Here is a 21,152-nt window from a genome sequence, read left to right as displayed (position 1 = left end):
GGCCTGGCCGTGTTATAATGCTTGTAGGCGCTGCCGGTCGGTCCGGCCAATAGCGTCATGTCAGCCGGATCATTCCGAGGCGCATCTCCGCCAAGGAAAGGGATGATCATGGCAAAAACAATCGGAAATCCGATCAGCTGGGCCGCCCGCAATCTCGGCGCCACCAGCGATCACCTGACTGACAGCATCGGTCAGATCGGCAGTACAGATGTCGAGCATCCGCCGATGGTGCAGACACTGACGATGCAAGACCTCAAGGCGTCTCTTCGCGCAGGTCGCGAAGACTTTCTGGCGACGCGCGCAGATGCCATTTTCATTGCAATCATCTATCCGCTTGCCGGGATCGTGCTATTCGGCCTCGGGCTGCAAAAGAATATGGTCCCGCTTCTGGCACCTCTGGTCGCCGGTTTCGCGATCCTGGGTCCGGTTGCCGCCGTGGGCCTTTACGAAATCAGCCGCCGCAGGGAAATGGGCAAGGAAGTGCACTGGCTGGACGCCTTTGGCGTATTCCGCTCTCCCTCTTTCGGGGCCATCCTCGCTCTCGGATTTTATCTGACGATGCTGTTTCTTGTATGGCTGATGACCGCGCAAAGCATCTATGCGCACACTCTTGGCCCGGAAACGCCGGCCTCTTTGTCGTCCTTTGTCCGCGACACCCTGACGACGGGCGCAGGCTGGGCGATGATCGTCATCGGAACCGCCGTCGGCTTTTGCTTTGCGTTGATTGCGCTGGCCATCAGTGTTGTCAGCTTCCCGCTGTTGCTTGACCGCAAGGTAGGTGTGCCGGTGGCGGTGGTCACCTCGGTTCGTGTCTTGCGCCACAATCCGGTGGTCATCCTGACCTGGGGTTTCATCGTCGCGGCGTTGCTGGTGCTTGGATCGATCCCACTGCTGCTGGGATTGATTTTTGTCATGCCGCTTCTGGGCCACGCGACTTGGCACCTCTATCGCCGCGCCATCGCCTGAGCCTTGGTCGCAGCGCGCACCGGCCCTTGGCCGGTGCGTTCCGCCTGTCGGGCTATCCCGCGACTTTCAAAACGATCTTGCCGATATGGCCCGAGCTTTCCATACGCGCGTGTGCCTTGGCCGCATCGGCCAGATCAAACTCGCTGTCCATCACCGGCGCCACCTTGCCCGTATCCAACAGCGGCCAGACCGCCTCACGCAGGTCTTGTGCGATCTGCGCCTTGGCGAGATCGCTTTGCGGGCGCAGGGTGCTGCCGGTCAGTGTCAGGCGCTTGACCATCATCAGGGCAAAGTTCAATTCGACCACCGGCCCTTGCAGAAAGGCGATTTGTACAAGTCGCCCATCCTCGGCCAGTGCCTTGACGTTGCGCGGGATATAGTCCCCGCCCACCATGTCGAGGATCAGATTCGCTCCACCTTCGCCGCGCATCACTTTGACGAAATCCTCGGTCTTGTAGTTGATCGCCCGTTCGGCACCGAGGTTCACACAAGCATCACATTTTTCGTCCGATCCGGCAGTGGCAAAGACCCGTGCACCGAAAGCGTTGGCCAATTGGATCGCGGTTGTTCCGATCCCGCTCGATCCTCCATGAACCAGAAACCGTTCGCCCGCTTTCAACCCACCGCGGGTGAATACATTCGACCAGACGGTGAAGAATGTTTCGGGCAGGCAGGCGGCCTCTTTCATATTCATTCCCGCTGGCACCGGCAGGCAGTGCGCGGCGGGTGTGGCCACGTATTCGGCATAGCCCCCGCCTGGCAATAGTGCGCAAACCTTGTCGCCAACCGACACCCCTTCGACACCGGTGCCGACGGCGACCACCTCGCCCGAGGCTTCTAGACCGGGCAGGTCCGAGGCCCCCGGCGGCGGATCATAGGCCCCTGCGCGTTGCAGGGCGTCGGGGCGGTTGACGCCTGCATAGGCCACTTTCAGAACCACCTGTCCGTTTGCCGGTTCGGGCATCGGGCGTTCGGTCAATTGCAGAACGTCCGGCCCACCGGGGGTGGTGATTTCGACGGCGCGCATTGTTTGGGTCATCGGCATATCTCCTTTGGCACTTGCCTAGCAGGCGGCAACCGCACCGCATAGCCGCAAGCGACCGTTCTGTGTCTATTTCCGGGGGGACAGCGAACCGGGCAAATCCGGGTCGGATTTCGAAGGCGCGCGCACCTGTCCCGCCAACCAGTTTGGCACCGCGAGAAATGGTTTGAGCAACGGGTTCTTGTTGACCTGGGCCTTGACCTTTTCGAACTGCATGACATCGCCGATGCGGCGGTCAAGAAACTCCCACGTCGCCTGATGGCCGGACGAGTCGTCGCCCAGCCAGAACAGCACGGTCGAGGAATAGACCCCCGAAAGCGTCATGCGCTTGGTGTACCAGTTCACATCCTCGGACGTGTCCCCAAGCGCGGTCCAGATCAGATCGCAAGTCCCCCAGATCGCCTTGGCCCCATCGGCGGCATGGGTGGGCAGAGAGAACAGCGTCACGCCGCGACGCACCGCTTCCTTGTCGACGACCGCCTCCAGCCGAAAGCGCACTGCAGCGGCGATTTTCTCCCGAAATTTCAGATCACTAAGGTCCTCGACCTCAAGCCGCTGCAGCATCTCGGCGTCGCCGCGCGCATGGTACGCCAAGGCGAGGTCCACCGCGCCGCGCGGGCAGATTGCGCGCGCCAGACCTTCATCGATTTCAGTATCAGCGATGGCGGCGCGAAAGGTGGCTTCGGACCAGCCGTCAAAGGGAACGTGCGACAGGGCCGCGTCCAGCAGTTGCTCTTTTGCGTCTTCATATGCCGTGGTCATCGCCGCCTCCTTATCTTGGGCCCAGTACTAGACAAGTTCTTTGCGCTTTGCTATACGGCCACCTCCTGCAAATTTCATTGCAACTCTATCTAGAAAGGTGGTGACAACCACATGCAGGTTAGTGTTCGCGACAACAATGTCGATCAGGCGCTTCGTGCCCTGAAGAAAAAGCTGCAGCGCGAAGGCGTTTTCCGTGAAATGAAGCTCAAGCAACATTTCGAGAAGCCGTCCGAGAAAAAAGCGCGTGAGAAAGCTGAAGCGATCCGTCGTGCCCGTAAACTGGCGCGTAAGAAACTCCAGCGTGAAGGTCTGCTGTAAGCAAACCGCCTCCGGCTTTGGATGACACTATTTGACGACCCCCGCGGCCCCGCCCCGGGGGTTTGTCGTTTTTGTACCGGTTTTCACACCCCCATTGTACGAAATGTACAAAAGAAAACCGGGTGGTTTCACCGCTGTCGCATCACACCCAACCCACGGCGGCGCACCACGCGGCGGCCCTGCAAGCTTTCGCGGACGACGATCAGCAGCCCGGCCCCGACGATCAGGACCAGCCCAACCCATGTCGTCAGCCCCGGCAATGCGCCAAAGACGAGATAGCCCCACAACACGGACCAGGGCAGATAGGTGTATTCGAACGGTGTGACCACACTGGCCTCGGCCAGACGATAGGCCTGGCTGAGAGCAAAGAACCCGACGCCCGAAATACAGCCCAGCGCCAGCAGCAGACCCCAGTCGGTCGCGCTGGGTGTGGTCCAGTGCCGATAGAGAAACGCAATGCTCGGATGTGGCGATGCGACGTCGACGATCGAAAAGACGATCCCCAAGAGGCCGCCCGCCGTGATAAAGAACAGGATCGAAAACAGCGTCAGCGTGCCGCCGTTGCTGCGGCTTCCGATTCGCCGGGTGCAGATGATCGAGACCGCATAAGCCACGGCAGCCAACAGCGCCAGCACGGCGGCGGGCTCGAACACGGACGCGCCGGGTTGCACGATCACCACGACGCCGATCAGCCCCAGCACGACCGCGAACCAGCGGAACAGCCCGATCCGTTCACCCAGAAAGAAGGTCGCGAAGATGGTGACGAATATCGGCGTTGAAAATGTAATGGCGGCAGTTTCGGCCATGCCAATGGCCGCAAGAGCCATGTAGTAGACCAGGTAAGAACAAAAACCCGACCCCGCGCGCAGCAGTTGCAGCGGCACCGAGCCCAGCTTCAATGGCCAGAGAGAGCCTTCGTACCAAGCAATCGCAACCACGATCGGCAAGGCAAAAAGGCCGCGCCAGAACACGATCTGGTGCACGGCGAAGTCACCGCTGAGGCTTTTGATGATCACGTCCTGAACCGGAAACAATGTCGTGGCCAGCAACAACCACGCAATCCCCTGCAAAGGGTAGCTGTCAACGTGGGCAAGCCCGGTATTCGAGGGCGAAGGCGTGCTTGAGGTCATCTGAAATCCGCATGTTCCCGGATCGAGAATGACCGGTTGCAATCAGGCGTCTTGCATGTTGGCGACCGGGTGGTCGCGGACAGACCTGGTCAATAAAAAATGACTATTTTGCGATATGTTTTTGCGCTGTGGCGGTACGCAGCGCAGAGGTTTTGATCCAGCCACAAAGGCAGCCGGTTCCGTCTTTTCCCGCAATTATAGGTTGTTACGGGAAGCCCCAAACGTCAAACGCCGCAACAAATCCGTCACGGCATCGCCTCAATACCGCCACGAATCAAGGAAACAAAGGGGTGTCAAAAGGCATATTGGATCGGTAACAGGCAGTTTCGAACGACATATGCTGGCAGAGGTCGACGCGAAATACGCAACCAACGGACCGCCCCCTGACGTTGGACGCGAGCGAGACCGACCCTGCAGCACCTTGTCGACAAGATTGCAGGCAACCACCATCGAGCAGAACGTGAGTGAGTTCACGTACGCCTTTCTGGCCAAAACACCACTCGCGGGTCGGCGCGCAGACTTCGGGGCGCGCCGACCCGAACCTTTCAATAGATCTTGGGCACGTAAAGCTCGTCCGGCAGCACCCGGCGTTCGTAATCCGGGTTGTATCTGCGATCCGGCAGCGTGACCTTTTCCTGCGGCACATCCTCGTAGGGGATCTTGGTCAGCAGGTGTTCGATGCAGTTCAGGCGCTCGCGTTTCTTGTCGTTGCCTTCGACGATATACCAGGGCGCTTCGGGGATGTTGGTGCGGAAGAACATGTCTTCCTTGGCCTTGGTATAGGATTCCCAGCGGATGCGGGATTCAAGATCCATCGGGGACAGTTTCCATTGTTTCATCGGGTCATGGATTCGCATGAGGAATCGCAACTGCTGTTCCTCGTCGGTGATCGAGAACCAGTATTTCAGCAGGATGATGCCCGAGCGAACCAGCATGCGCTCGAATTCGGGAACGTCCTGAAAGAACTGTTCCACCTGGTCTTCGGTTGCAAACCCCATCACCCGTTCGACGCCCGCGCGGTTGTACCACGAGCGGTCGAAGAACACGATTTCACCGGCGGCGGGCAGGTGCGGCACGTAGCGCTGGAAATACCACTGGCTTTGTTCACGGCGGCTGGGGGCCGGGAGGGCCACCACGCGGGCGACGCGCGGGTTCAGGCGCTGGGTGATCCGCTTGATCACGCCGCCCTTGCCGGCGCTGTCGCGGCCTTCGAACAGGATGCAGACCTTGGCGCCGGTATGCACGACCCAGTCCTGCACCTTGATCAGTTCCGCCTGCAGACGCAGCAGGTTGCGGAAATAAGTCTGGCGGTTAAGCATCTCGGGGTGCTGATCGCGATAGATCTTGCGCACCTCCATCGACAGCATCGGTTCGTTGAATTCGATCTCGATATCTTCGTCAAAGGTGTCCTGCAGCTCCGCTTCGAGCCAGTCCTCGGGTGAAATTTCCTTTTCGTAGGTCAATCTCTGCTCCTCAATGCTCACGTCTTTCAAACACTGGACGGGTTCTGTGACCCCGGCATGTCAGCGGCCGCGTCGGCACAGGCGAGGCACGCTGTGGGTTTGAGAGGTGTAATGTCTGGAAATTTGAATGTGGACCTCAATTCAGGCAGATACAAGCGCCTGCCCCCTTGAACGGCCGCAATCTTGCCGCCACCAAGGGCGCAAACTTGCCAAAGAGGTATCGATGCCCGTTTTTCCATCGTTTCTGCCGTTGATCTGGCCGTGGTTCATTCTGTTCGCGGCCCTCATCGCGGCGCTGAGGCAGCGCATGGGGCTGGCGCTTGTGCTGCTGGGCCTTTTTGGCGGCGTGGTGGTGGCGCTCGGTTATCTGACGTCTTTGGCGCTTGGGGTGATCGCGCTTGGGCTGGCGGGGGCGTCGCGGCTTGGGCGGCTGAGCGGGTGGGCCGGTATTGCCGGGCATGCGGCACTGATGCTGTGGTGCCTCGTCTTGGGGGCACATCTGCTGCCTGGCGTGCGGAACCTGATGGTGCTGGACGAGGTGATGTCAGGGCCCGCAAGCGCGACGTTCACCCTGTATTACAACATCGACAAGCCGATGGTGTTCTTTGCCGTTGTGCTGGCCTGCCCGGTGATCCTGCATCAGGGCAGCCCGTTTCGGCCGCGTGCGCTGATGCTTGGCCTTGCCCTGCTGCCCGCCCTGTTCCTGCTGACCCTGCTGACCGGCGCCCTGCGGTTCGAGCCGGGCCTGCCCGGCTGGTGGCTGGTCTTTGCGCTGTCCAACCTGCTGCTGACCTGTCTGGGGGAAGAGGCCTTCTTTCGCGGCTACCTGCAAACCGGCCTGATCCGGTGGCTGGGGCCGGTGGCGGGGGTGGCGGCCGCCAGCGGGCTATTCGGCCTTGCGCATATCGGCGGTGGCGTGGCGCTTGCCGGTTTCGCCGCGCTTTTGGGGCTGGCCTGTGGGCTGGGCTATTGGGCGACCGGTCGGCTGTGGGTGCCGGTGGCGATGCATTTCGGGTTCAACTTTGCCCATCTCGCCCTGTTCACCTATCCCGCCCCGGTCTGATTCCGTCAGACCGGCAAAGCGGTGGTCTTGAACACGGTGCGCAGCGCGAACGAGCTTTGCATCTGCGCCACGCCGGGAAGGCGTGAGAGGTATTGCCGGTGGATGCGGGCGAAATCCTCGGTGTTCTCGGCGACGACCTTGAGGATGTAGTCCGCCGTGCCCGCCATCAGGTGGCATTCCAGAACGTCCGGAATGCGCGCCACTGCCTTTTCGAAGGCTTCAAGCACCTCTTCGGCCTGGCCTTGCAGGGTGATTTCCACGAAGACCGTGGTGGGAACCCCGAGTTTGCGGGAATCCAGCAGGGCGACGTAGTCTCGGATATACCCCTCGGCCTCGAGCCGCTGCACCCTGCGATGGCAGGCGGACGGCGACAGGTTCGCTTGTTCCGACAGTTCGGCATTGGACATGCGGCCCTTGCGCTGGAGGGCCGAGAGAATCTTTCTATCTGTTGCGTCCAAGCTCATTCACGCACATCCATTGCAGATTTATGACAAGATATCGAAGATTATCCCGAATTATCTTCAAAGCGCGAGCAGAGTTTCACAGAAATTGCAGATAAGAGTGCACATAATTTGGGCAGTTTGTGAACGGAGATCGCAAAAATGAAAATCGGTTGCCCCAAGGAAATCAAACCTCAGGAATTTCGCGTCGGCATGACGCCGAACGCAGCGCACGAAGCCATCGTGCGCGGCCATGAGGTTCTTATCGAAACCGGCGCCGGCCTGGGTGCCGGGTTTGACGATGCCGCCTATACCGCCATCGGCGCGCGGATCATCGACACCGCCGAAGAAGTGTTCGCCACCGCCGACATGATCGTCAAGGTCAAGGAGCCGCAGGCCGTCGAGCGCAAGATGCTGCGCGAAGGCCAGCTTCTGTTCACCTATCTGCACCTGGCGCCGGACCCGGACCAGACCCATGATCTGCTGGCCTCGGGCGCGACCTGCATCGCCTATGAGACCGTGACCGACCGCAATGGCGGCCTGCCGCTGCTGGCGCCGATGTCCGAGGTTGCCGGCCGTCTGGCCCCGCAGGTCGGCGCATGGACCCTGCAAAAGGCCAATGGCGGCCGCGGCGTCCTGATGGGCGGCGTTCCGGGTGTTGGTCCGGCAAAGGTCGTCGTGATCGGCGGCGGTGTTGTTGGCACCCACGCGGCCAAGATTGCCGCCGGCATGGGCGCTGATGTCACCATCCTCGACCGGTCGATCCCGCGCCTTCGTTACCTCGATGACGTTTTTGGCGGCACCTTCAAGAACCAGTATTCGACCGCGGGCGCCGTGGCCGAGCTGATCGAGACCGCAGACATGGTGATCGGCGCGGTTCTGATCCCGGGCGCGGCTGCGCCCAAGCTGATCAGCCGTGCACAGCTTTCGACGATGAAACCGGGCGCGGCCCTGGTGGACGTCGCCATCGACCAAGGCGGCTGTTTCGAGACCTCGAAAGCCACCACTCACGCCGATCCGGTCTATGAAGTTGACGGCGTCATGCACTATTGCGTGGCCAACATGCCGGGTGCGGTTGCGCGCACCTCGACCATCGCGTTGGGCAATGCCACCATGCCGTTCATGCTGTCGCTGGCCGACAAGGGCTGGAAGAAAGCCTGTGCCGACGATCCGCACCTGCTGGACGGTCTTAACGTGCACGCCGGCAAGCTGACCTATGCAGCGGTCGGCACCGCGCTTGGCCTCGACGTGGTCGACCCCAAGTCGCTGGTATAAACTTAGCCGGGGCGACATCTGCCCTGTTACGCGCCGCGCTTCATGCGCGGCGCGTTTGCATTTGGGTTTGGGTTTGCATTTGGGTTTTACGGTATCTCAATGAACCAACTGCGCCGCGCGGAATGCGCGACGCGGGGCCCAACGGGAGGAATGGTGCGCAAGCGCCATGACGACGGGCGGGAGCGCCTGTGGCTTTTCGGAGAAACACCCGAGAAGTCTGCATCGACAATGTCACCAGAGCGCGGGGCGCGTCAGTGCATTGGCGATACCGGGTGTTCCCGAAAGGCTTTAGCCCGCTTTCTGAATTTCCACCGAATGCGGATAGGGGATCGAGATGCCCTTGGAGTCAAAGGCTTCCTTGATGGCCTTGGTCAGTTCGAACTTGACGTCCCAGTAGTCGTCCGCCGCACACCACAGCCGGGCAGTCAGATCGACCGAGCTGTCGCCGAGGCTGGTGACCTTCACCCATGGCTCGGGGTCGGCCATGATCCGGCCGTCGGCCCTGGCCACGTCCAGTATGATCTCCATCGCCTTGTCGGCGCTGTCACCATAGTCGATGCCGAACACCAGATCGACGCGGCGGGTGTCATGGGCGGAGTAGTTCATGATGATCGAACCCCAGGACTGACCGTTGGGCACGATGATCTGCACATTGTCCGGGGTCACCAGTTCGGTGGTGAACAGATTGAGATCCTTCACCGTTCCCGCCGTGCCGCCGATATCGACAAACTGGCCCAGCTTGTAGGGCCGGAACACCACCAGCATGACGCCCGCGGCCAGATCGCTGAGCGTGCCCTGCAGCGCCAGACCGATGGCCAGCGAGGCGGCACCGAGGATGGCAACGATACTTGTGGCCTCGATACCGAAAATGCCCAGGACGGCGACCAGCACCATCGCCAGGACCGCCCATTTCACCAGGCTCGCCATGAAGTTGCCCAGCGTCGGGTCGATCTGTGGTGTCGCGTTGATGCGCTTGCGGACCATGCCGCCGATGGCTCCGGCGACGATCCAGCCCAAAACCAGTACGATCAGCGCCTTGACCGCGCTCAGCAATAGCGGAGCGAACGCTCCGGCCTGTGTCATGACCTCTTCCACTGTCCTCTCCTTCTGTCATTGCGGGCGATTTCCACGCCCAATTGCGGAATTCGATGGCATATCCCAGAACCGTTTCAAGCGGTCCAGGGGTATGAATCGGCGGTTTTCCCCGTAACTCTGTCGGCTTGTCCGCTGTCCGGGGCGATCAGCGCGGCAGCTTGCCCGTCAGGACATAGCGCAGGATATCCACAACCTGACGCGGCTCTTCGGCCACGGCAAGGGCTGCGGCATCGACCTCTTTCAGCGCGTGCTGGTGATCGGGGCCGTGCAGGACGATGATCGACTTGCCCAGCGCGGCGGCATACCCGGCATCAAAGGCCGCGTTCCATTGCTTGTACTTGTCGCCGAAGCGAACCACCACGACATCGGCATCGGCGATGCCCTTGCGGGTGCGGATCGCGTTGACCATCGCCCCCTTGTGGTCGTGCCAGTACTTGTTCGGCTCGGCCCCCAGAATGGTGGTGCCGCAATCGTCGCTGGCATCGTGATCGGTCACCGGGCTGTTGAAAGTGACATCCAGCCCCTGCGCGCCGTCGATGATCTGTTCGCGCCAGTCCGTGTGAATTTCGCCCGAAAGGTAAACGTTCAAACCCATTGCAATCTCCTTTGCTCGTTGCGCGTGTATCACGGGAACGGGCCGCAGGACAAACCGGCAGCGCCGGGCTGGCAATACCCGTCACGCGCGCGCGGCAAAGAACATGTTGGTCTGGCTTTTGATCGGCAATTCATGCACCTCGGCAAAACCGGCCTCGCGCAGCAGCGCCATCGCCTTGTCCGGCCCCATGCAGGTGCCCAGACCGGGCCCGCCCTGTGCCAGAGATTGCGTCATGCAGTGAAACAGGCTGAACCCGTAATAGACGGCGCCAAGCGGGTTTGTGTTGTCGGCCAGCCGATCCGCGGCCCGAGGCTCCATCACCATCAGCACGCCGCCGGGCGCAATGCGTTGGCGGACATTGCGCAACGTCGCTTTTGGTTCTGCCAGATCGTGCAGGCAGTCGAACATGCCGGCGAAGTCAAAGACCGGCTCTGGTGCGATATCAGCGATCACGCCCTGCACGAATTGCACATTGTCCGCGCCCGCTTGCAGCGCCGCCGCCTGAGCCTGCGAAATCGAGGGGCCGTCGGGGTCGAACCCAGTGATCCGCGCCTCGGGATAAGCTGCGGCCAGCGCCAGCGAGACCTTGCCGACACCGCAGCCGATATCCAGTGCGCGGCCACCGGCCGCGAGGCGTTCGTCAATTTCGGGCAGTTGTTTCATCCAATAGCTGGCCAGCCGGTGCTGATAGGCGCCGCCATTCATCAGGTCGAGCGCATCGATCCAGTCCTGATCATAGGCGTCGAAATTCACGCCGCCGCCGTCGCGAAAGGCCCGCGCGACCGCCGGGGCCTGTGACAACAGCGATGGACCTGCCAGAAACAACCCGCCCATGAAGTGATCGGTTCCTTCGGAGGCCAGCAGAAAACCGTGTTCGGGCGGCATCGAAAAGGTCCCGGCCTGTTCATCATGCTCCAGCCATCCTGCAGCTGTCATGCCGTGCAGCCATTCCTTGACATAGCGGGCGGTCAGGCCGGTCCGGTCTGCCAGCTCTGCTGCTGTGACCGGTTCGCCATCCTTCATTGCCTCGAACAGGCCCGACTTGAGGCCGAGATAGCCCATTCCGATTGCCATCGTCCCGGCCATGTCACGATAGACGTGCGCGGCGAATGTTCCGATACGTTCCTTGTCCATGATGCATCCCCCCATGGCCAGAGGGTCAGACGCCTCCGGCGTGACGGGACCATCGTATCAGGTTTCGGCAAAATCTGAAAACCCGGGTCAAACCTTTCTGGCGACAATGAAGCGCCGGGCGTCCTTGGCGGGAAAGCTGTCGCGCTCGACGATTTCGAACCCTGCACGTTCGATCGCCGAATCCAGCTGCGCCTCGGACATGAAGCGAACGAGGGGGGCGCGGCCCACAAGCTGCATCAGCGGCAAAATCAGCCGCATCACCCGGTATTTCAGACTGCTCCCCGTTGACGGGGCGCAAAAGGTCTTGGAGATGAGCAGCCCGCCGGTTTTCGTCACCTCGCGCGCCTCGTGCAGGGTGGCGTCCAGATCTTCGACCAGATGCAACAGGTTGAACGCCATCACCACGTCAAAAGGGCCCTCGGGCGGTTGTCCGGCCTCGGCCTGCACAAACCGCACATTGGCCTGATGTTGCTCTGCCGCCTTGCGGGTGCCAACGGCCAGCATGCCTGGCGAGACATCAGTTGCGGTGATCCCGGCCACCTGCGGGGCCAGCCGCAATGCGGTGGTGCCGGTACCGCATCCCAGTTCGAGAACCTGATCGGACGGTTTCAGATAGGATGCCGTCCGTGTCAGGGTACGCTCATAAGAGTCCATGTCCCGGATCGGCGTGCGGGCATATTTCTCGGCAATCCCATCCCAGAATTTTTCAGCTGCGATCATGACCAATCTCCTTTGCGGCAAAAATAGTCATGCGAATATGAAATAGAAATTGCCGAAATTTGCAGGGCGCTTATACATTTATGCATGGATAAACGTGGCGAGTTCGACTGGAACCACATACGCGCCTTTCTGGAAACGGCGCAGTCCGGGTCCTTGTCGGCGGCGGCGCGGCGGCTTGGGCAGTCACAGCCGACTCTCAGCCGACAGGTATCCGCTCTGGAGGCCGATCTGGGGGTGATGCTGTTCGAACGGGTCGGCCGGTCGCTGGAACTGACACAGGCCGGACTGGAGCTTCTGGATCACACAAGAGCGATGGGAGAGGCGGCCAACCGGATCGCGCTGGCGGCCTCGGGGCAGGCGCAATCGGTCGAAGGGCGGGTCCGGATCACCGCAAGCGATATCCTGTCGGCCTATGACCTGCCCGAAGTGTTGCGGGATATCCGCGAACAGGCACCATTGCTGGAAGTCGAGGTTATCGCCGCCAACGACATCCGCGACCTGATGCGCCGCGAGGCGGATATCGCCATTCGCCACATCCGGCCTGATCAGCCCGACCTGATCGCACGACTTGTTGGCGAGGCGAATGCGCGGCTTTATGCGGCCTCGTCCTATCTGGATCAGGTGGGCCGCCCCGCAACCAAGGCCGAGCTGTCCGGCATGGAATTCGTCGGTTTCGGCGATACCGACCGGATGATCGAGTACATGGCCCCGCTGGGCATCGACCTGCAGGGTCAAAACTTTCGCCTGAAGACGCAGAACGGCATTGTTGCCTGGGAATATGTGCGCAACGGGTTTGGCGTCATGGCGATGTCGGAAAGTGTGGCAGCGAAGTTCCCCGAGGTGGAACCGGTTCTGCCCGACATGGCCCCCATCCGTTTTCCGGTCTGGCTGACCACGCACCGCGAGCTGCGCACCAGTCGCCGGATCCGGCTGGTTTTCGACCTGCTGGCGGACTTTCTTGCGACGAAGAACGCCCCTCCCCTTACGTAAGAAGCCAACTCACCAGTGCACGGATTTTCCGAATTTGCGGCTTGCCCATCCGGGCGCGGTTGTGGAAAAGGCGCGCAACAGGTGAAGGGTATCGCACAGGAGAATTCTACCGAAGCAAGAAAACTTATGTTTTTCGGGGAATTGCGAGTATCATACCAAGACTTCCCCTGTGGAAGTGTGGCAAACAGGAGGGAACAGTGTCACAAAAAATCGTCCTTGGATACGACGACAGCGCAAGCGCCAAGTCGGCTCTTGATTTCGCGGTCGACCTTTCCAAGGCGCGTGGATGCGAGCTTGTCGTCGCCCATGTGCTGGAATGGTCACCCTATTCGTTTCTGACACCGGAAGAGATCGAAGAGCGTCACAAGCGCCGGTCTCAGGAGCTCAAGCGGGCCGAAGATGCGCTGCTCGAACCTGTCCGCAAAAGCTTGCAGGACAGCGGCGTGGTTGTGTCGACCGTCCTGAAATACGGTCAGGTCGCGGAAACGCTGTGCGATATCATCAACGAAACCGGTGCGACACAGCTTGTGATTGGCCGAACGGGGCATTCATCCCTGTCATCCCGGCTTTTCGGCTCTGTCGCGGGAAGTCTGGCGCAGGCGGCGCCGGTCCCGGTCACTATTGTTCCGTAAGCGCGAGAAAAGGGACAGTCATGAAAAACGTGTTCAAAGCTTTTGCTTTTGCAGCGCCCGCGATGTTGGCCATGGCCGCATCGGCGCAGGCGCAGACCATCGACGAAAAGGTCAACGAGGTGTTTGCCAGTTCCACCGGCTGGTTCGTCAACCTGATCTTCAGCCCGTTTCCGGGCACAAACTTTCCGTGGATTGTGGCGTGGCTGGTGGTGGCCGCGACGATCTTCACTGTATATTTCGGCCTGATCCAGTTCCGGGCATTCCCGCATTCGATCGCGCTGGTCAAGGGTGACTATTCCGACCCCAACGACGCGGGCGAGGTCAGCCACTTTCAGGCGCTTGCAACGGCGCTGTCGGGCACCGTGGGCCTTGGCAACATCGCCGGTGTGGCGGTTGCCGTCGGCATCGGCGGGCCGGGCGCCACGTTCTGGATGATCCTTGCGGGTCTGATGGGCATGGCATCGAAATTCACCGAGTGTACGCTGGGTGTGAAGTACCGCAACGAATACGAGGACGGCACCGTTTCGGGCGGACCGATGTATTACCTGACCAAGGGGTTCGAGGAACGCGGCATCCCGGCAGGCAAGATCCTTGCGGTTCTGTTTTCGATCTTCTGTATCCTTGGCGCGCTGGGTGGCGGCAATATGTTCCAGGCCAACCAGGCGCATGCGCAGATCTCGAACGTGGTGGGTGAGTATCCGGGCTGGATCACCGGCATTCTGTTTGCGGCCATCGTGTTCGCGGTGATCGTGGGCGGTTTGAAATCCATCGCGCGCGTCACCGAAAAGGTGGTTCCGTTCATGGGTATCCTCTATGTCGCGACCGCACTGGTCATTCTGGCAATGAACGGGGACAAGATCGGTTGGGCCTTTGGCCAGATCTTTGAAGGTGCGTTCACCGGGCTTGGCGTTGCCGGCGGTCTGGCCGGGGCGCTGATCCAGGGCTTCAAGCGTGCGGCGTTCTCGAACGAGGCGGGCGTGGGCTCTGCCGCCATCGCCCACTCGGCGGTGCGCACCAAGGAGCCGATCACCGAAGGGTTCGTGTCGCTGTTGGAGCCGTTCATCGATACCGTCGTGATCTGTACCATGACCGCACTGGTGATCATCATCACCGGGCAACTGGTATCCGACCCGAATACCGGGCTTTACCTGCTGAACGAGGATGGCACCACCATCCAGACAGTCGGCGGCGTGTCCGGCGTGGCGCTGACCTCGGCGGCGTTCTCGTCCGCCTTTGGCTGGTTCCAGTACATTCTGGCCATTGCGGTGATCCTGTTCGCCTTCTCGACCATGATCAGCTGGTCCTATTATGGCCTCAAGGCCTGGACCTTCCTGTTCGGCGAAGGCCACACCAAGGAGCTGGTGTTCAAGGTCATCTTCTGCATCTTCGTGGTGATCGGTGCGGCGGCCAATCTTGGCCCGGTCATCGATTTCTCGGATGCGGCGATCTTTGCCATGGCGGTGGTCAACATCATCGGCCTCTACTTCCTGATGCCGATCGTGAAGGCCGAGCTGAACAGCTATCTGGAGCGCCTGAAATCAGGTGAGATCAAGAAGTACACCTGAGCTGCGCGCACGGCGCTGAACAGAGCCTCTCCGATCCGTCGGGGAGGCTTTTTTCTGACTTTCTGACGGCTGCGGAGTACCGGATCATGGAGCGACATGCGGGTGGATGTCTGTGCGGCGACGTTAGGATCGAGACATCGGGACGCCCGTTGCGCGTTGGGGTCTGTCACTGTCTGGATTGCCGCAAGCATCATGGCGCGCTGTTTCACGCCTCGGCCATATTTCCGCAGGATGCGGTAACAGTGGCGGGCGACACCCATGAGTACCGGGGGCGGCATTTTTGCCCCCGATGCGGGTCATCGTTATTTTCCGTCAGCCCGGGCGAGGTCGAGGTGCATCTTGGCACGCTGGACGCGCCCGACCAGTTCGTGCCGACCTATGAGCTGTGGACCATCCGGCGCGAGCCCTGGCTGCCGCCGTTTGCGGTTTCCCGGAGGTTTGAACGAGACAGCGGGGAAGACTAGCTCCGAGAAAAAACGCGCGGAGACCCAGCCCTTCGCTGCAGTTGTTGCAGATTGTCAAAGATGGTCCGCGCCGCGGACAAGAAAATTTCAGCGAATGTCAACTCAGAGCCCATACCTCGCAGATGCTGCACTCTGCGGGAATGGCTGCGAAGCGCTCAAGGACGACATTGTTCCCCGATAGGTCGAACCAAATCGGGCAATGGCTCAGGCCTCTTGATACCGCGGTGCGGCCCACGAGTTCTGGCATCAGCTGCACGTGCGAAGTCAAATTATTGCCAAATTCACCCAAAACAGGACGAAGAAGGCAATAACGTTTGCGCAAAAAACCGACCGTCTTAACGGACTTCGAGGTCTAGCCGCAACCTTCCGGCTTACGGCCCATGGGCAGCCGTGCACTTATCGTGACCTCCGGCATCACGCCGCATGAACTTATTAACATCGCCGCCCGGGCCGGTGCCGACACCTCGACCTACGGATGAAGAGTGCGAGATGTGTTTCGTGTGGGACGGTCATTGGATTTGCGCCGTAGGTGGAAAGACGAGAGGGTGGTGCTAGGCGCCGCCCCGGAAAAGAGAAAACCCCCACGGTGTGAACTTGAACGGCAGGTGAAAATGTTCTTCGATGCGTTCGATGCCAAATCGAAAGACCGCAGTTTCAAGAAACGACGGTTCTGGTAAGGTGCGACCAGCTTGCCGGTAAAAATCTCCGACCTCGAATTCGACCTCGTAGAGCCCTGGCTGTACGCCTTGGCCCTCGCTCACCGGATGGTGCAGTAGCCCGTCCGCGCCGCACGCGCCGGATGCGATTTCCGTTCTCGCAGGTCGCAGGTGCCATAGCCGAACCGCCAGTCCGGCAGCGGGTATGCCATCCGCAACATCCACTGCATGAATTGATATTCCTCCGGCAACCGGATCGGTTGGATGGGACTGATGCGTCACGACACTCTTCTCCTTCTTTGCGGAACTCCAAGCAGATTGCGAGTCCCTTCGATACGACTTTCCATTTCACTATCTGCCACAGAGGCGAGATCGCCATTCCAAAATACAGAATGCCCTGTTATTCCAACGCAGACCAACCGACCGGGCTGGTCCAAAGCGACCTCACGATATCCCATGCCTTGGAAAGGGATTGCAGGAAATGGCACTTCATCTTGTTCCGCGCGCACTTCAGTATCTGGAGCAGGTCGCGCAGAGTGGATCGATCCAGGCAGCGTCCCGGGAGCTTGGAATTTCAGCGTCCGCCGTCCATCGGCAGATTGTGGCGATCGAGGAGGACCTCGGAGAGGCTCTGTTTGACAGAGGTCCCAAGGGCCTGACCTTGACGCCCACCGGCAAGCTTGTGCTGGACCTTGCTCGCGGCTGGCGTCTCGACAACGCGCGCCTGTGGTCCGTTGTCCAAGAAAATCGAGGCATCGAACAGGGGCATTTCCGGCTCGCCGCAATGGACAGCATGGTCAACGGCTTCGTGCTCGATGTGGTGCGGGCCATCGCCTCGGATTTGCCGATGGTTACCGTCGATGTCGAAATCAAGAGTCCGGACGCCGCTGTCAAAGGCGTTCTCGAAGGTGACTTTGACCTCGCCGCGGTCGCAAATGCACCGCCGGTCGATACTCTCGACTTCCACTGGCGGCGAGAGTTTCCATTGGGGTGCATCGCCACCAGAGATCATCCAGTGGCGACCAAGGAGTCGATTAGTTTTTCAGAATTTATTGCGAATCCCGTCGTATTCCAGAGTTCCGCCCTGTCAATTCGGAGACTGCTCGAGGTTCGCCACGGATGGCTCTTCGAGCAAGCCCGAACTTCTGTGGTCGTCAACTCCATTCAGCTCATGAAGCTGCTTGTCGCGACAGGCAGGTATGTCGCGGTCACCTCGGAGATCGATGCCGGACCCGAAATCAAGGACGGGCGTTTCGCCTTTATCCCGATCAGCGACAAGGATGCGTTCCGTCAGAGCATCTCTCTGATATCCAACGCACAAATGCCGGCTTCCGCGATGCGTCAGAAGATTCTCGATCTATCGGTCCGGTGTCTCGATGACCTTTCCGGTACGTCGGGTCATCCGATCTGACATACTTGTAAGTCTCAGCGAGCCTCCCGAAAGAGTGGTATGGAATTCTAAAAATGCGAATGCGATGTAAACTATTATTCTATAGACGACAACGGTGCCGCTGCCTACGCTGGGACGTGAGGGGGACGTCACATGACATCATTGGAAGATTTGAACCATGCGGATGATCGGACGGCGCTCGGTTACATTGCTCCCCTGATCGAAAGAGCGCCCGAGGTCGCGAAACGGGTGGTGTCGCACCGTCCCTTTCGGGACCTGGATGCGCTGACAGCGGCCATTCACCGAGAACTCGTTGCGCTGAACGAAGCGGACAGCATTGCCCTGTTTTGCGCGCACCCCGAACTTGCTCCGGACAATCCCCTGACAATGACGTCGGAATCCCAGATCGAGCAGGGGCGGCTCGATCTTACCTCTCCCAAAAGCGAATATCGAGACCGTCTGGCAGCCATGAATGCCGAATACCGGCAACGCTTTGGCTTCCCTTTCATTACCGCGCTCGTACGCCATGCCGATATGGACAGCGTCATGGCAGAGTTCAGCGATCGTCTAAAAGCCGACCGCGCTTCTGAAATCCGTGCAGCAATCGAGCAAATTTCTGCCGTAAGCGCGGCCCGCGTGCGGGCGCTCTTCGGACAGGCCTCGAAACCCGACATGTTAGAAAAAGGGCACGTCATGACAAGAGGGACCCGGCATGCCAGTTGATCCCGAACATATGGACGTCGAGGACCGGGTGCCGGAAGGATCCCATGGAGCACTCGGATGGGGTGGCGAGATCGGCGGGTTGGTGCTCCTCGGTCTGAGCATCATCTTCATGGTCGGTGGCTGGCAGTTGGGCCTTGGGGTCCCGACCCGCCTTGGAACCGGGGCCTTCCCGTTCGTCACCGGTGCCATCCTTGCTGTTCTGGCTCTGGTCATCTGCGTGGAAGAGCGGCGCGGCGATGGCATCGCCGAGACGCCGGACTGGATTGAACTTTTCGCGATCTGCGCGGCTCTCGCCGTGTTCGCGGCGACGGCCGACTGGCTCGGCCTAGTTCCCGCAGTCTTCCTGACCGTTATTGTCGCCAGCCTGCCGGACCACACGCTTCCCTGGATCGGAAAACTCATCTTGGGTGGGATCGTGGCGCTTGGATGCTGGGCAGTCTTCATCGAACTGCTGAATCTGCCTCTCAGGCCGTTTCCGGGAGGCTGACCATGGATGTCCTGACGCTCTTTTACCAAGGCCTTCTGGTGGTCCTCGAGCCACAGAACTTGATGTATTGCTTCATTGGGGTCTTTCTCGGAACCTTCATCGGCGTTCTACCGGGCATCGGGTCGATGGCGGCGATCGCAATGATCCTGCCGCTCACTTTCTATCTCGATCCAACTCCCGCCCTGGTGATGATCGCCGGTGTTTTCTACGGCGCGGAATACGGCGGATCGACCGCTTCGATCCTGATGAACGTCCCAGGAACGCCGGCGGCCTCGATCACCGCGATCGAGGGGCACGCCCTCGCGAAGAAAGGCCGCGCAGGCGTTGCGCTTTTTTCGACGGCTACCGCCTCTTTCGGGGGCGGGATTATCGGTATGATCGTGATCGCCATCCTGTCGCCGTCCCTGGCGCAACTTGCGCTCAGTTTCGGACCACCGGACTACTTCTCTGTCCTTCTTTTGGGCCTGATCGCAGCCTCGGCCGTGAGCAACGGCGGTGCGCTGAAAGGAATCGCGATGGTGGTGACCGGCCTGATGCTCGGTACAATCGGCATCGACCTGACCACCGGGGACCTCCGGTTCACGATGGGCATTCCCGAACTGCGCGATGGCGTGCACATCGTCATCGTGGCGATGGGTCTCTTCGGCGTGACCGAGGTCATAGCGTCGATCCGTACGGCGACCAGCGGAAAGGCTGCCCAGACAGTGGACTACGACGATTTCTATCCCACTAAGGAGGAATGGAAATCGCTGCCTGCACCGATCCTGCGTGGCGGTGCGATTGGATCCTTCATCGGTGCTCTGCCAGGCACAGGCCAGACCATTGCCGCGGCCCTTGCCTATGCGGTCGAGAAACGCGTGAACCGCCGGCGGAAGGATTTTGGCACCGGTGTGGTTCCCGGCGTGGCGGTTCCCGAGGCCGCGAACAACTCGGCGACCCAAACAGCCTTCATCCCGACCCTCACGTTGGGGGTGCCCGGCAGCCCGCCAATGGCGATCGTCATCGGGGCGCTGATGATCTACGGGATCACGCCCGGACCCCGTCTCCTCACCGAACAGCCCGACATGTTCTGGGGTCTGGTCGCGAGCTTCCTCGTGGGCAACATCATGCTGTTGATCCTCAACGTGCCCCTGATCGGCATGTGGGTGCGTCTGCTGAAAATACCCTATAAGTACATGTACCCGACAATCATCGTTCTGATCTGCATGGGTGTCTACAGCTTGAACAACAACGTGTTCGACGTCTGGCTGACGCTGGTGATCGGTGCCGTCGGCTACGTCATGCGCCTCTTCCGTTTCGAACCGGCGCCCCTTCTGCTGGGGTTCGTTCTCGGCCCGCTCATGGAAGAACAGCTCCGGCGCTCGATGCTCCTGTCTCGCGGTGACCCGATGGTGTTTCTTCAGAGACCCATCAGCGCAACGCTGATCGCGATCACCGTCGCCATTCTCGCATTTGCTCTGTTCAAGACGGAGCAGAACCGACGCCGCCGGCGCGCGGCCATGAAAGCCAATCAGGGAGAAACACCAACATGAAAATTGACCGTAGACTACTTATGAGCACCGGTGCTGCAGCGGCCCTCCTTCTGCACGCGCCGGCAGCGCTGGCAGAACCCGGAGCCTGGAGCGATGAGCCGGTCAGGATCGTCGTGACCTTCCCGCCAGGCGGCACAAGCGACCTTGTCGCGCGGCTGCTCGCACAGCACCTTGACACCGATTTCGGGCAGAAGGCCGTGGTCGACAACCGTCCGGGGGCTGCCGGGACGGTTGCGGCCGACTATGTCGCACAACAGGCGGCTGACGGCACGACGCTCATCCTGTCAAACAACGCGCCCTTCACGATTGCACCGACACGTTTCAAATCCATCCCCTACGAACCGCTCGATGGGTTCACGCATGTCGCCTATATCGGCGCATCGGCGCCCGGCCTCTTCGTTCAGCCCTCCTCCGGGATCACCTCGCTCGACGAGTATATTGCGTTTGTCAAAGAAACCCCGATGACTTTCGGCTCGAGCGGGGTCGGTTCGATTTCCCATATTCTCGGGGTCGCGGTCGATCAGGCGCTCGACGTGGAGTCGATCCACGTACCCTACCAGGGCAGCTCTCCGGCCATCCAGGATTTTCGTGCCGGCGTGCTCGACAGCTTCTACGACATGGTCGTTCAGAACAGCGAGATGATTGAGGACAAAGAGGCCGTGGCGATCGCGATCGCCTCGCCTGAACGCAACAAGGAAATCCCTGACGTC

The 21,152-nt window shown here is 60.4% G+C and carries 23 protein-coding genes; 13 read left to right on the top strand and 10 right to left on the bottom strand.

The annotated features are described in order from the left end of the window. Positions 1–108 precede the first annotated feature (108 nt). A complete protein-coding gene (locus tag AC2FNB_RS14335; protein ID WP_480750706.1) occupies positions 109–966 on the top strand; it encodes a DUF2189 domain-containing protein in 858 nt (285 codons plus the stop codon). A gap of 52 nt (positions 967–1,018) precedes the next feature. On the opposite strand, the gene AC2FNB_RS14330 is transcribed toward AC2FNB_RS14335, so the two are convergent. Next, positions 1,019–2,005, bottom strand: coding sequence for an NAD(P)H-quinone oxidoreductase (locus tag AC2FNB_RS14330; RefSeq protein WP_496747357.1), 987 nt, complete (start codon positions 2,003–2,005; stop codon positions 1,019–1,021). A gap of 72 nt (positions 2,006–2,077) precedes the next feature. After that, a complete protein-coding gene (locus tag AC2FNB_RS14325) occupies positions 2,078–2,770 on the bottom strand; it encodes a COQ9 family protein (RefSeq protein WP_496747356.1) in 693 nt (230 codons plus the stop codon). Between the two features lie 111 nt (positions 2,771–2,881). Here AC2FNB_RS14325 and rpsU point away from each other — a divergent pair, with 111 nt between their 5' ends. Continuing rightward, positions 2,882–3,088 (top strand): 30S ribosomal protein S21, encoded by a 207-nt coding sequence (gene rpsU, locus AC2FNB_RS14320; protein WP_024088814.1) that lies wholly within the window; start codon positions 2,882–2,884, stop codon positions 3,086–3,088. Positions 3,089–3,216: 128 nt separating this feature from the next. On the opposite strand, the gene AC2FNB_RS14315 is transcribed toward rpsU, so the two are convergent. Further along, entirely contained in the window at positions 3,217–4,218 is a 1,002-nt protein-coding gene (locus AC2FNB_RS14315; protein ID WP_496747354.1) for a DMT family transporter, read from the bottom strand. Between the two features lie 545 nt (positions 4,219–4,763). Next, positions 4,764–5,681 carry a polyphosphate kinase 2 gene (ppk2, locus tag AC2FNB_RS14310; RefSeq protein WP_496747352.1) on the bottom strand — a complete coding sequence of 306 codons (918 nt, stop codon included), beginning with the start codon at positions 5,679–5,681 and terminating at the stop codon, positions 4,764–4,766. A 223-nt stretch (positions 5,682–5,904) separates the two neighbouring features. Here ppk2 and AC2FNB_RS14305 point away from each other — a divergent pair, with 223 nt between their 5' ends. After that, on the top strand, positions 5,905–6,744 hold the full coding sequence (locus tag AC2FNB_RS14305; RefSeq protein ID WP_496747351.1) for a CPBP family intramembrane glutamic endopeptidase: 840 nt from the start codon (positions 5,905–5,907) through the stop codon (positions 6,742–6,744). A gap of 5 nt (positions 6,745–6,749) precedes the next feature. Here AC2FNB_RS14305 and AC2FNB_RS14300 read toward each other — a convergent pair whose 3' ends face one another. Next, complete coding sequence (locus tag AC2FNB_RS14300) at positions 6,750–7,208, bottom strand: Lrp/AsnC family transcriptional regulator (protein ID WP_496747349.1); 459 nt, start codon at positions 7,206–7,208, stop codon at positions 6,750–6,752. Positions 7,209–7,346: 138 nt separating this feature from the next. Between AC2FNB_RS14300 and ald the strand changes: the two genes are divergently transcribed. Further along, complete coding sequence (ald, locus tag AC2FNB_RS14295; RefSeq protein ID WP_480750713.1) at positions 7,347–8,459, top strand: alanine dehydrogenase; 1,113 nt, start codon at positions 7,347–7,349, stop codon at positions 8,457–8,459. 288 nt (positions 8,460–8,747) lie between these two features. On the opposite strand, the gene AC2FNB_RS14290 is transcribed toward ald, so the two are convergent. From AC2FNB_RS14290 to AC2FNB_RS14275, 4 genes are all read right to left on the bottom strand, one after another. Continuing rightward, entirely contained in the window at positions 8,748–9,542 is a 795-nt protein-coding gene (locus AC2FNB_RS14290) for a mechanosensitive ion channel family protein (RefSeq protein WP_480750748.1), read from the bottom strand. Positions 9,543–9,699: 157 nt separating this feature from the next. Continuing rightward, complete coding sequence (locus AC2FNB_RS14285) at positions 9,700–10,149, bottom strand: YtoQ family protein (RefSeq protein ID WP_480750714.1); 450 nt, start codon at positions 10,147–10,149, stop codon at positions 9,700–9,702. Between the two features lie 81 nt (positions 10,150–10,230). Further along, entirely contained in the window at positions 10,231–11,283 is a 1,053-nt protein-coding gene (locus AC2FNB_RS14280) for a class I SAM-dependent methyltransferase (protein WP_496747346.1), read from the bottom strand. 87 nt (positions 11,284–11,370) lie between these two features. Continuing rightward, positions 11,371–12,003: a class I SAM-dependent methyltransferase gene (locus AC2FNB_RS14275; RefSeq protein WP_496747344.1), complete on the bottom strand. Its 633-nt coding sequence runs from the start codon at positions 12,001–12,003 to the stop codon at positions 11,371–11,373. Between the two features lie 84 nt (positions 12,004–12,087). Here AC2FNB_RS14275 and AC2FNB_RS14270 point away from each other — a divergent pair, with 84 nt between their 5' ends. The 4 genes from AC2FNB_RS14270 to AC2FNB_RS14255 all read left to right on the top strand — a co-directional run bounded on the left by AC2FNB_RS14270 (position 12,088) and on the right by AC2FNB_RS14255 (position 15,654). Further along, positions 12,088–12,993, top strand: a complete 906-nt coding sequence (locus AC2FNB_RS14270; RefSeq protein WP_496747342.1) for a LysR family transcriptional regulator — start codon at positions 12,088–12,090, stop codon at positions 12,991–12,993. A gap of 197 nt (positions 12,994–13,190) precedes the next feature. Further along, positions 13,191–13,625: a universal stress protein gene (locus tag AC2FNB_RS14265; protein WP_480750718.1), complete on the top strand. Its 435-nt coding sequence runs from the start codon at positions 13,191–13,193 to the stop codon at positions 13,623–13,625. Positions 13,626–13,645: 20 nt separating this feature from the next. After that, complete coding sequence (locus tag AC2FNB_RS14260; protein WP_496747340.1) at positions 13,646–15,190, top strand: alanine/glycine:cation symporter family protein; 1,545 nt, start codon at positions 13,646–13,648, stop codon at positions 15,188–15,190. Between the two features lie 86 nt (positions 15,191–15,276). Continuing rightward, a complete protein-coding gene (locus tag AC2FNB_RS14255; RefSeq protein WP_496747338.1) occupies positions 15,277–15,654 on the top strand; it encodes a GFA family protein in 378 nt (125 codons plus the stop codon). A gap of 551 nt (positions 15,655–16,205) precedes the next feature. Here the strand turns inward: AC2FNB_RS14255 and AC2FNB_RS14250 are convergent. Continuing rightward, complete coding sequence (locus AC2FNB_RS14250) at positions 16,206–16,592, bottom strand: hydroxyisourate hydrolase (protein ID WP_496747336.1); 387 nt, start codon at positions 16,590–16,592, stop codon at positions 16,206–16,208. Between the two features lie 199 nt (positions 16,593–16,791). Here AC2FNB_RS14250 and AC2FNB_RS14245 point away from each other — a divergent pair, with 199 nt between their 5' ends. From AC2FNB_RS14245 to AC2FNB_RS14225, 5 genes are all read left to right on the top strand, one after another. After that, entirely contained in the window at positions 16,792–17,721 is a 930-nt protein-coding gene (locus AC2FNB_RS14245; RefSeq protein WP_480749486.1) for a LysR family transcriptional regulator, read from the top strand. A gap of 132 nt (positions 17,722–17,853) precedes the next feature. Beyond that, positions 17,854–18,423, top strand: coding sequence for a 2-oxo-4-hydroxy-4-carboxy-5-ureidoimidazoline decarboxylase (gene uraD / locus AC2FNB_RS14240; protein WP_496747335.1), 570 nt, complete (start codon positions 17,854–17,856; stop codon positions 18,421–18,423). After that, positions 18,413–18,910 carry a tripartite tricarboxylate transporter TctB family protein gene (locus tag AC2FNB_RS14235; protein ID WP_480749488.1) on the top strand — a complete coding sequence of 166 codons (498 nt, stop codon included), beginning with the start codon at positions 18,413–18,415 and terminating at the stop codon, positions 18,908–18,910. Before uraD ends, AC2FNB_RS14235 begins: the two co-directional genes overlap by 11 nt. A 2-nt stretch (positions 18,911–18,912) precedes the next feature. Next, positions 18,913–20,442, top strand: coding sequence for a tripartite tricarboxylate transporter permease (locus AC2FNB_RS14230; RefSeq protein ID WP_496747333.1), 1,530 nt, complete (start codon positions 18,913–18,915; stop codon positions 20,440–20,442). Then, on the top strand, positions 20,439–21,152 hold a 714-nt coding region (locus AC2FNB_RS14225; RefSeq protein ID WP_496747332.1), incomplete at its 3' end, for a Bug family tripartite tricarboxylate transporter substrate binding protein. The genes AC2FNB_RS14230 and AC2FNB_RS14225, both read left to right, overlap by 4 nt.

Source organism: Ruegeria sp. BHSB058, assembly GCF_059613285.1.
This window is presented reverse-complemented; position numbering and strand designations above follow the sequence as displayed.

Excerpts from the sequence above, each read along its gene's own strand:
- AC2FNB_RS14275 (WP_496747344.1), bottom strand. The coding sequence starts at position 12,003 with ATGATCGCAGCTGAAAAATTCTGGGATGGGATTGCCGAGAAATATGCC.
- rpsU (WP_024088814.1), top strand. The coding sequence starts at position 2,882 with ATGCAGGTTAGTGTTCGCGACAACAATGTCGATCAGGCGCTTCGTGCC.
- AC2FNB_RS14270 (WP_496747342.1), top strand. The coding sequence starts at position 12,088 with ATGGATAAACGTGGCGAGTTCGACTGGAACCACATACGCGCCTTTCTG.
- AC2FNB_RS14230 (WP_496747333.1), top strand. The coding sequence starts at position 18,913 with ATGGATGTCCTGACGCTCTTTTACCAAGGCCTTCTGGTGGTCCTCGAG.
- AC2FNB_RS14290 (WP_480750748.1), bottom strand. The coding sequence starts at position 9,542 with ATGACACAGGCCGGAGCGTTCGCTCCGCTATTGCTGAGCGCGGTCAAG.
- ald (WP_480750713.1), top strand. The coding sequence starts at position 7,347 with ATGAAAATCGGTTGCCCCAAGGAAATCAAACCTCAGGAATTTCGCGTC.
- AC2FNB_RS14245 (WP_480749486.1), top strand. The coding sequence starts at position 16,792 with ATGGCACTTCATCTTGTTCCGCGCGCACTTCAGTATCTGGAGCAGGTC.
- AC2FNB_RS14305 (WP_496747351.1), top strand. The coding sequence starts at position 5,905 with ATGCCCGTTTTTCCATCGTTTCTGCCGTTGATCTGGCCGTGGTTCATT.
- AC2FNB_RS14325 (WP_496747356.1), bottom strand. The coding sequence starts at position 2,770 with ATGACCACGGCATATGAAGACGCAAAAGAGCAACTGCTGGACGCGGCC.
- AC2FNB_RS14255 (WP_496747338.1), top strand. The coding sequence starts at position 15,277 with ATGGAGCGACATGCGGGTGGATGTCTGTGCGGCGACGTTAGGATCGAG.
- AC2FNB_RS14235 (WP_480749488.1), top strand. The coding sequence starts at position 18,413 with ATGCCAGTTGATCCCGAACATATGGACGTCGAGGACCGGGTGCCGGAA.
- AC2FNB_RS14330 (WP_496747357.1), bottom strand. The coding sequence starts at position 2,005 with ATGACCCAAACAATGCGCGCCGTCGAAATCACCACCCCCGGTGGGCCG.
- AC2FNB_RS14300 (WP_496747349.1), bottom strand. The coding sequence starts at position 7,208 with ATGAGCTTGGACGCAACAGATAGAAAGATTCTCTCGGCCCTCCAGCGC.
- AC2FNB_RS14280 (WP_496747346.1), bottom strand. The coding sequence starts at position 11,283 with ATGGACAAGGAACGTATCGGAACATTCGCCGCGCACGTCTATCGTGAC.
- AC2FNB_RS14335 (WP_480750706.1), top strand. The coding sequence starts at position 109 with ATGGCAAAAACAATCGGAAATCCGATCAGCTGGGCCGCCCGCAATCTC.
- AC2FNB_RS14285 (WP_480750714.1), bottom strand. The coding sequence starts at position 10,149 with ATGGGTTTGAACGTTTACCTTTCGGGCGAAATTCACACGGACTGGCGC.
- AC2FNB_RS14260 (WP_496747340.1), top strand. The coding sequence starts at position 13,646 with ATGAAAAACGTGTTCAAAGCTTTTGCTTTTGCAGCGCCCGCGATGTTG.
- AC2FNB_RS14315 (WP_496747354.1), bottom strand. The coding sequence starts at position 4,218 with ATGACCTCAAGCACGCCTTCGCCCTCGAATACCGGGCTTGCCCACGTT.
- uraD (WP_496747335.1), top strand. The coding sequence starts at position 17,854 with ATGACATCATTGGAAGATTTGAACCATGCGGATGATCGGACGGCGCTC.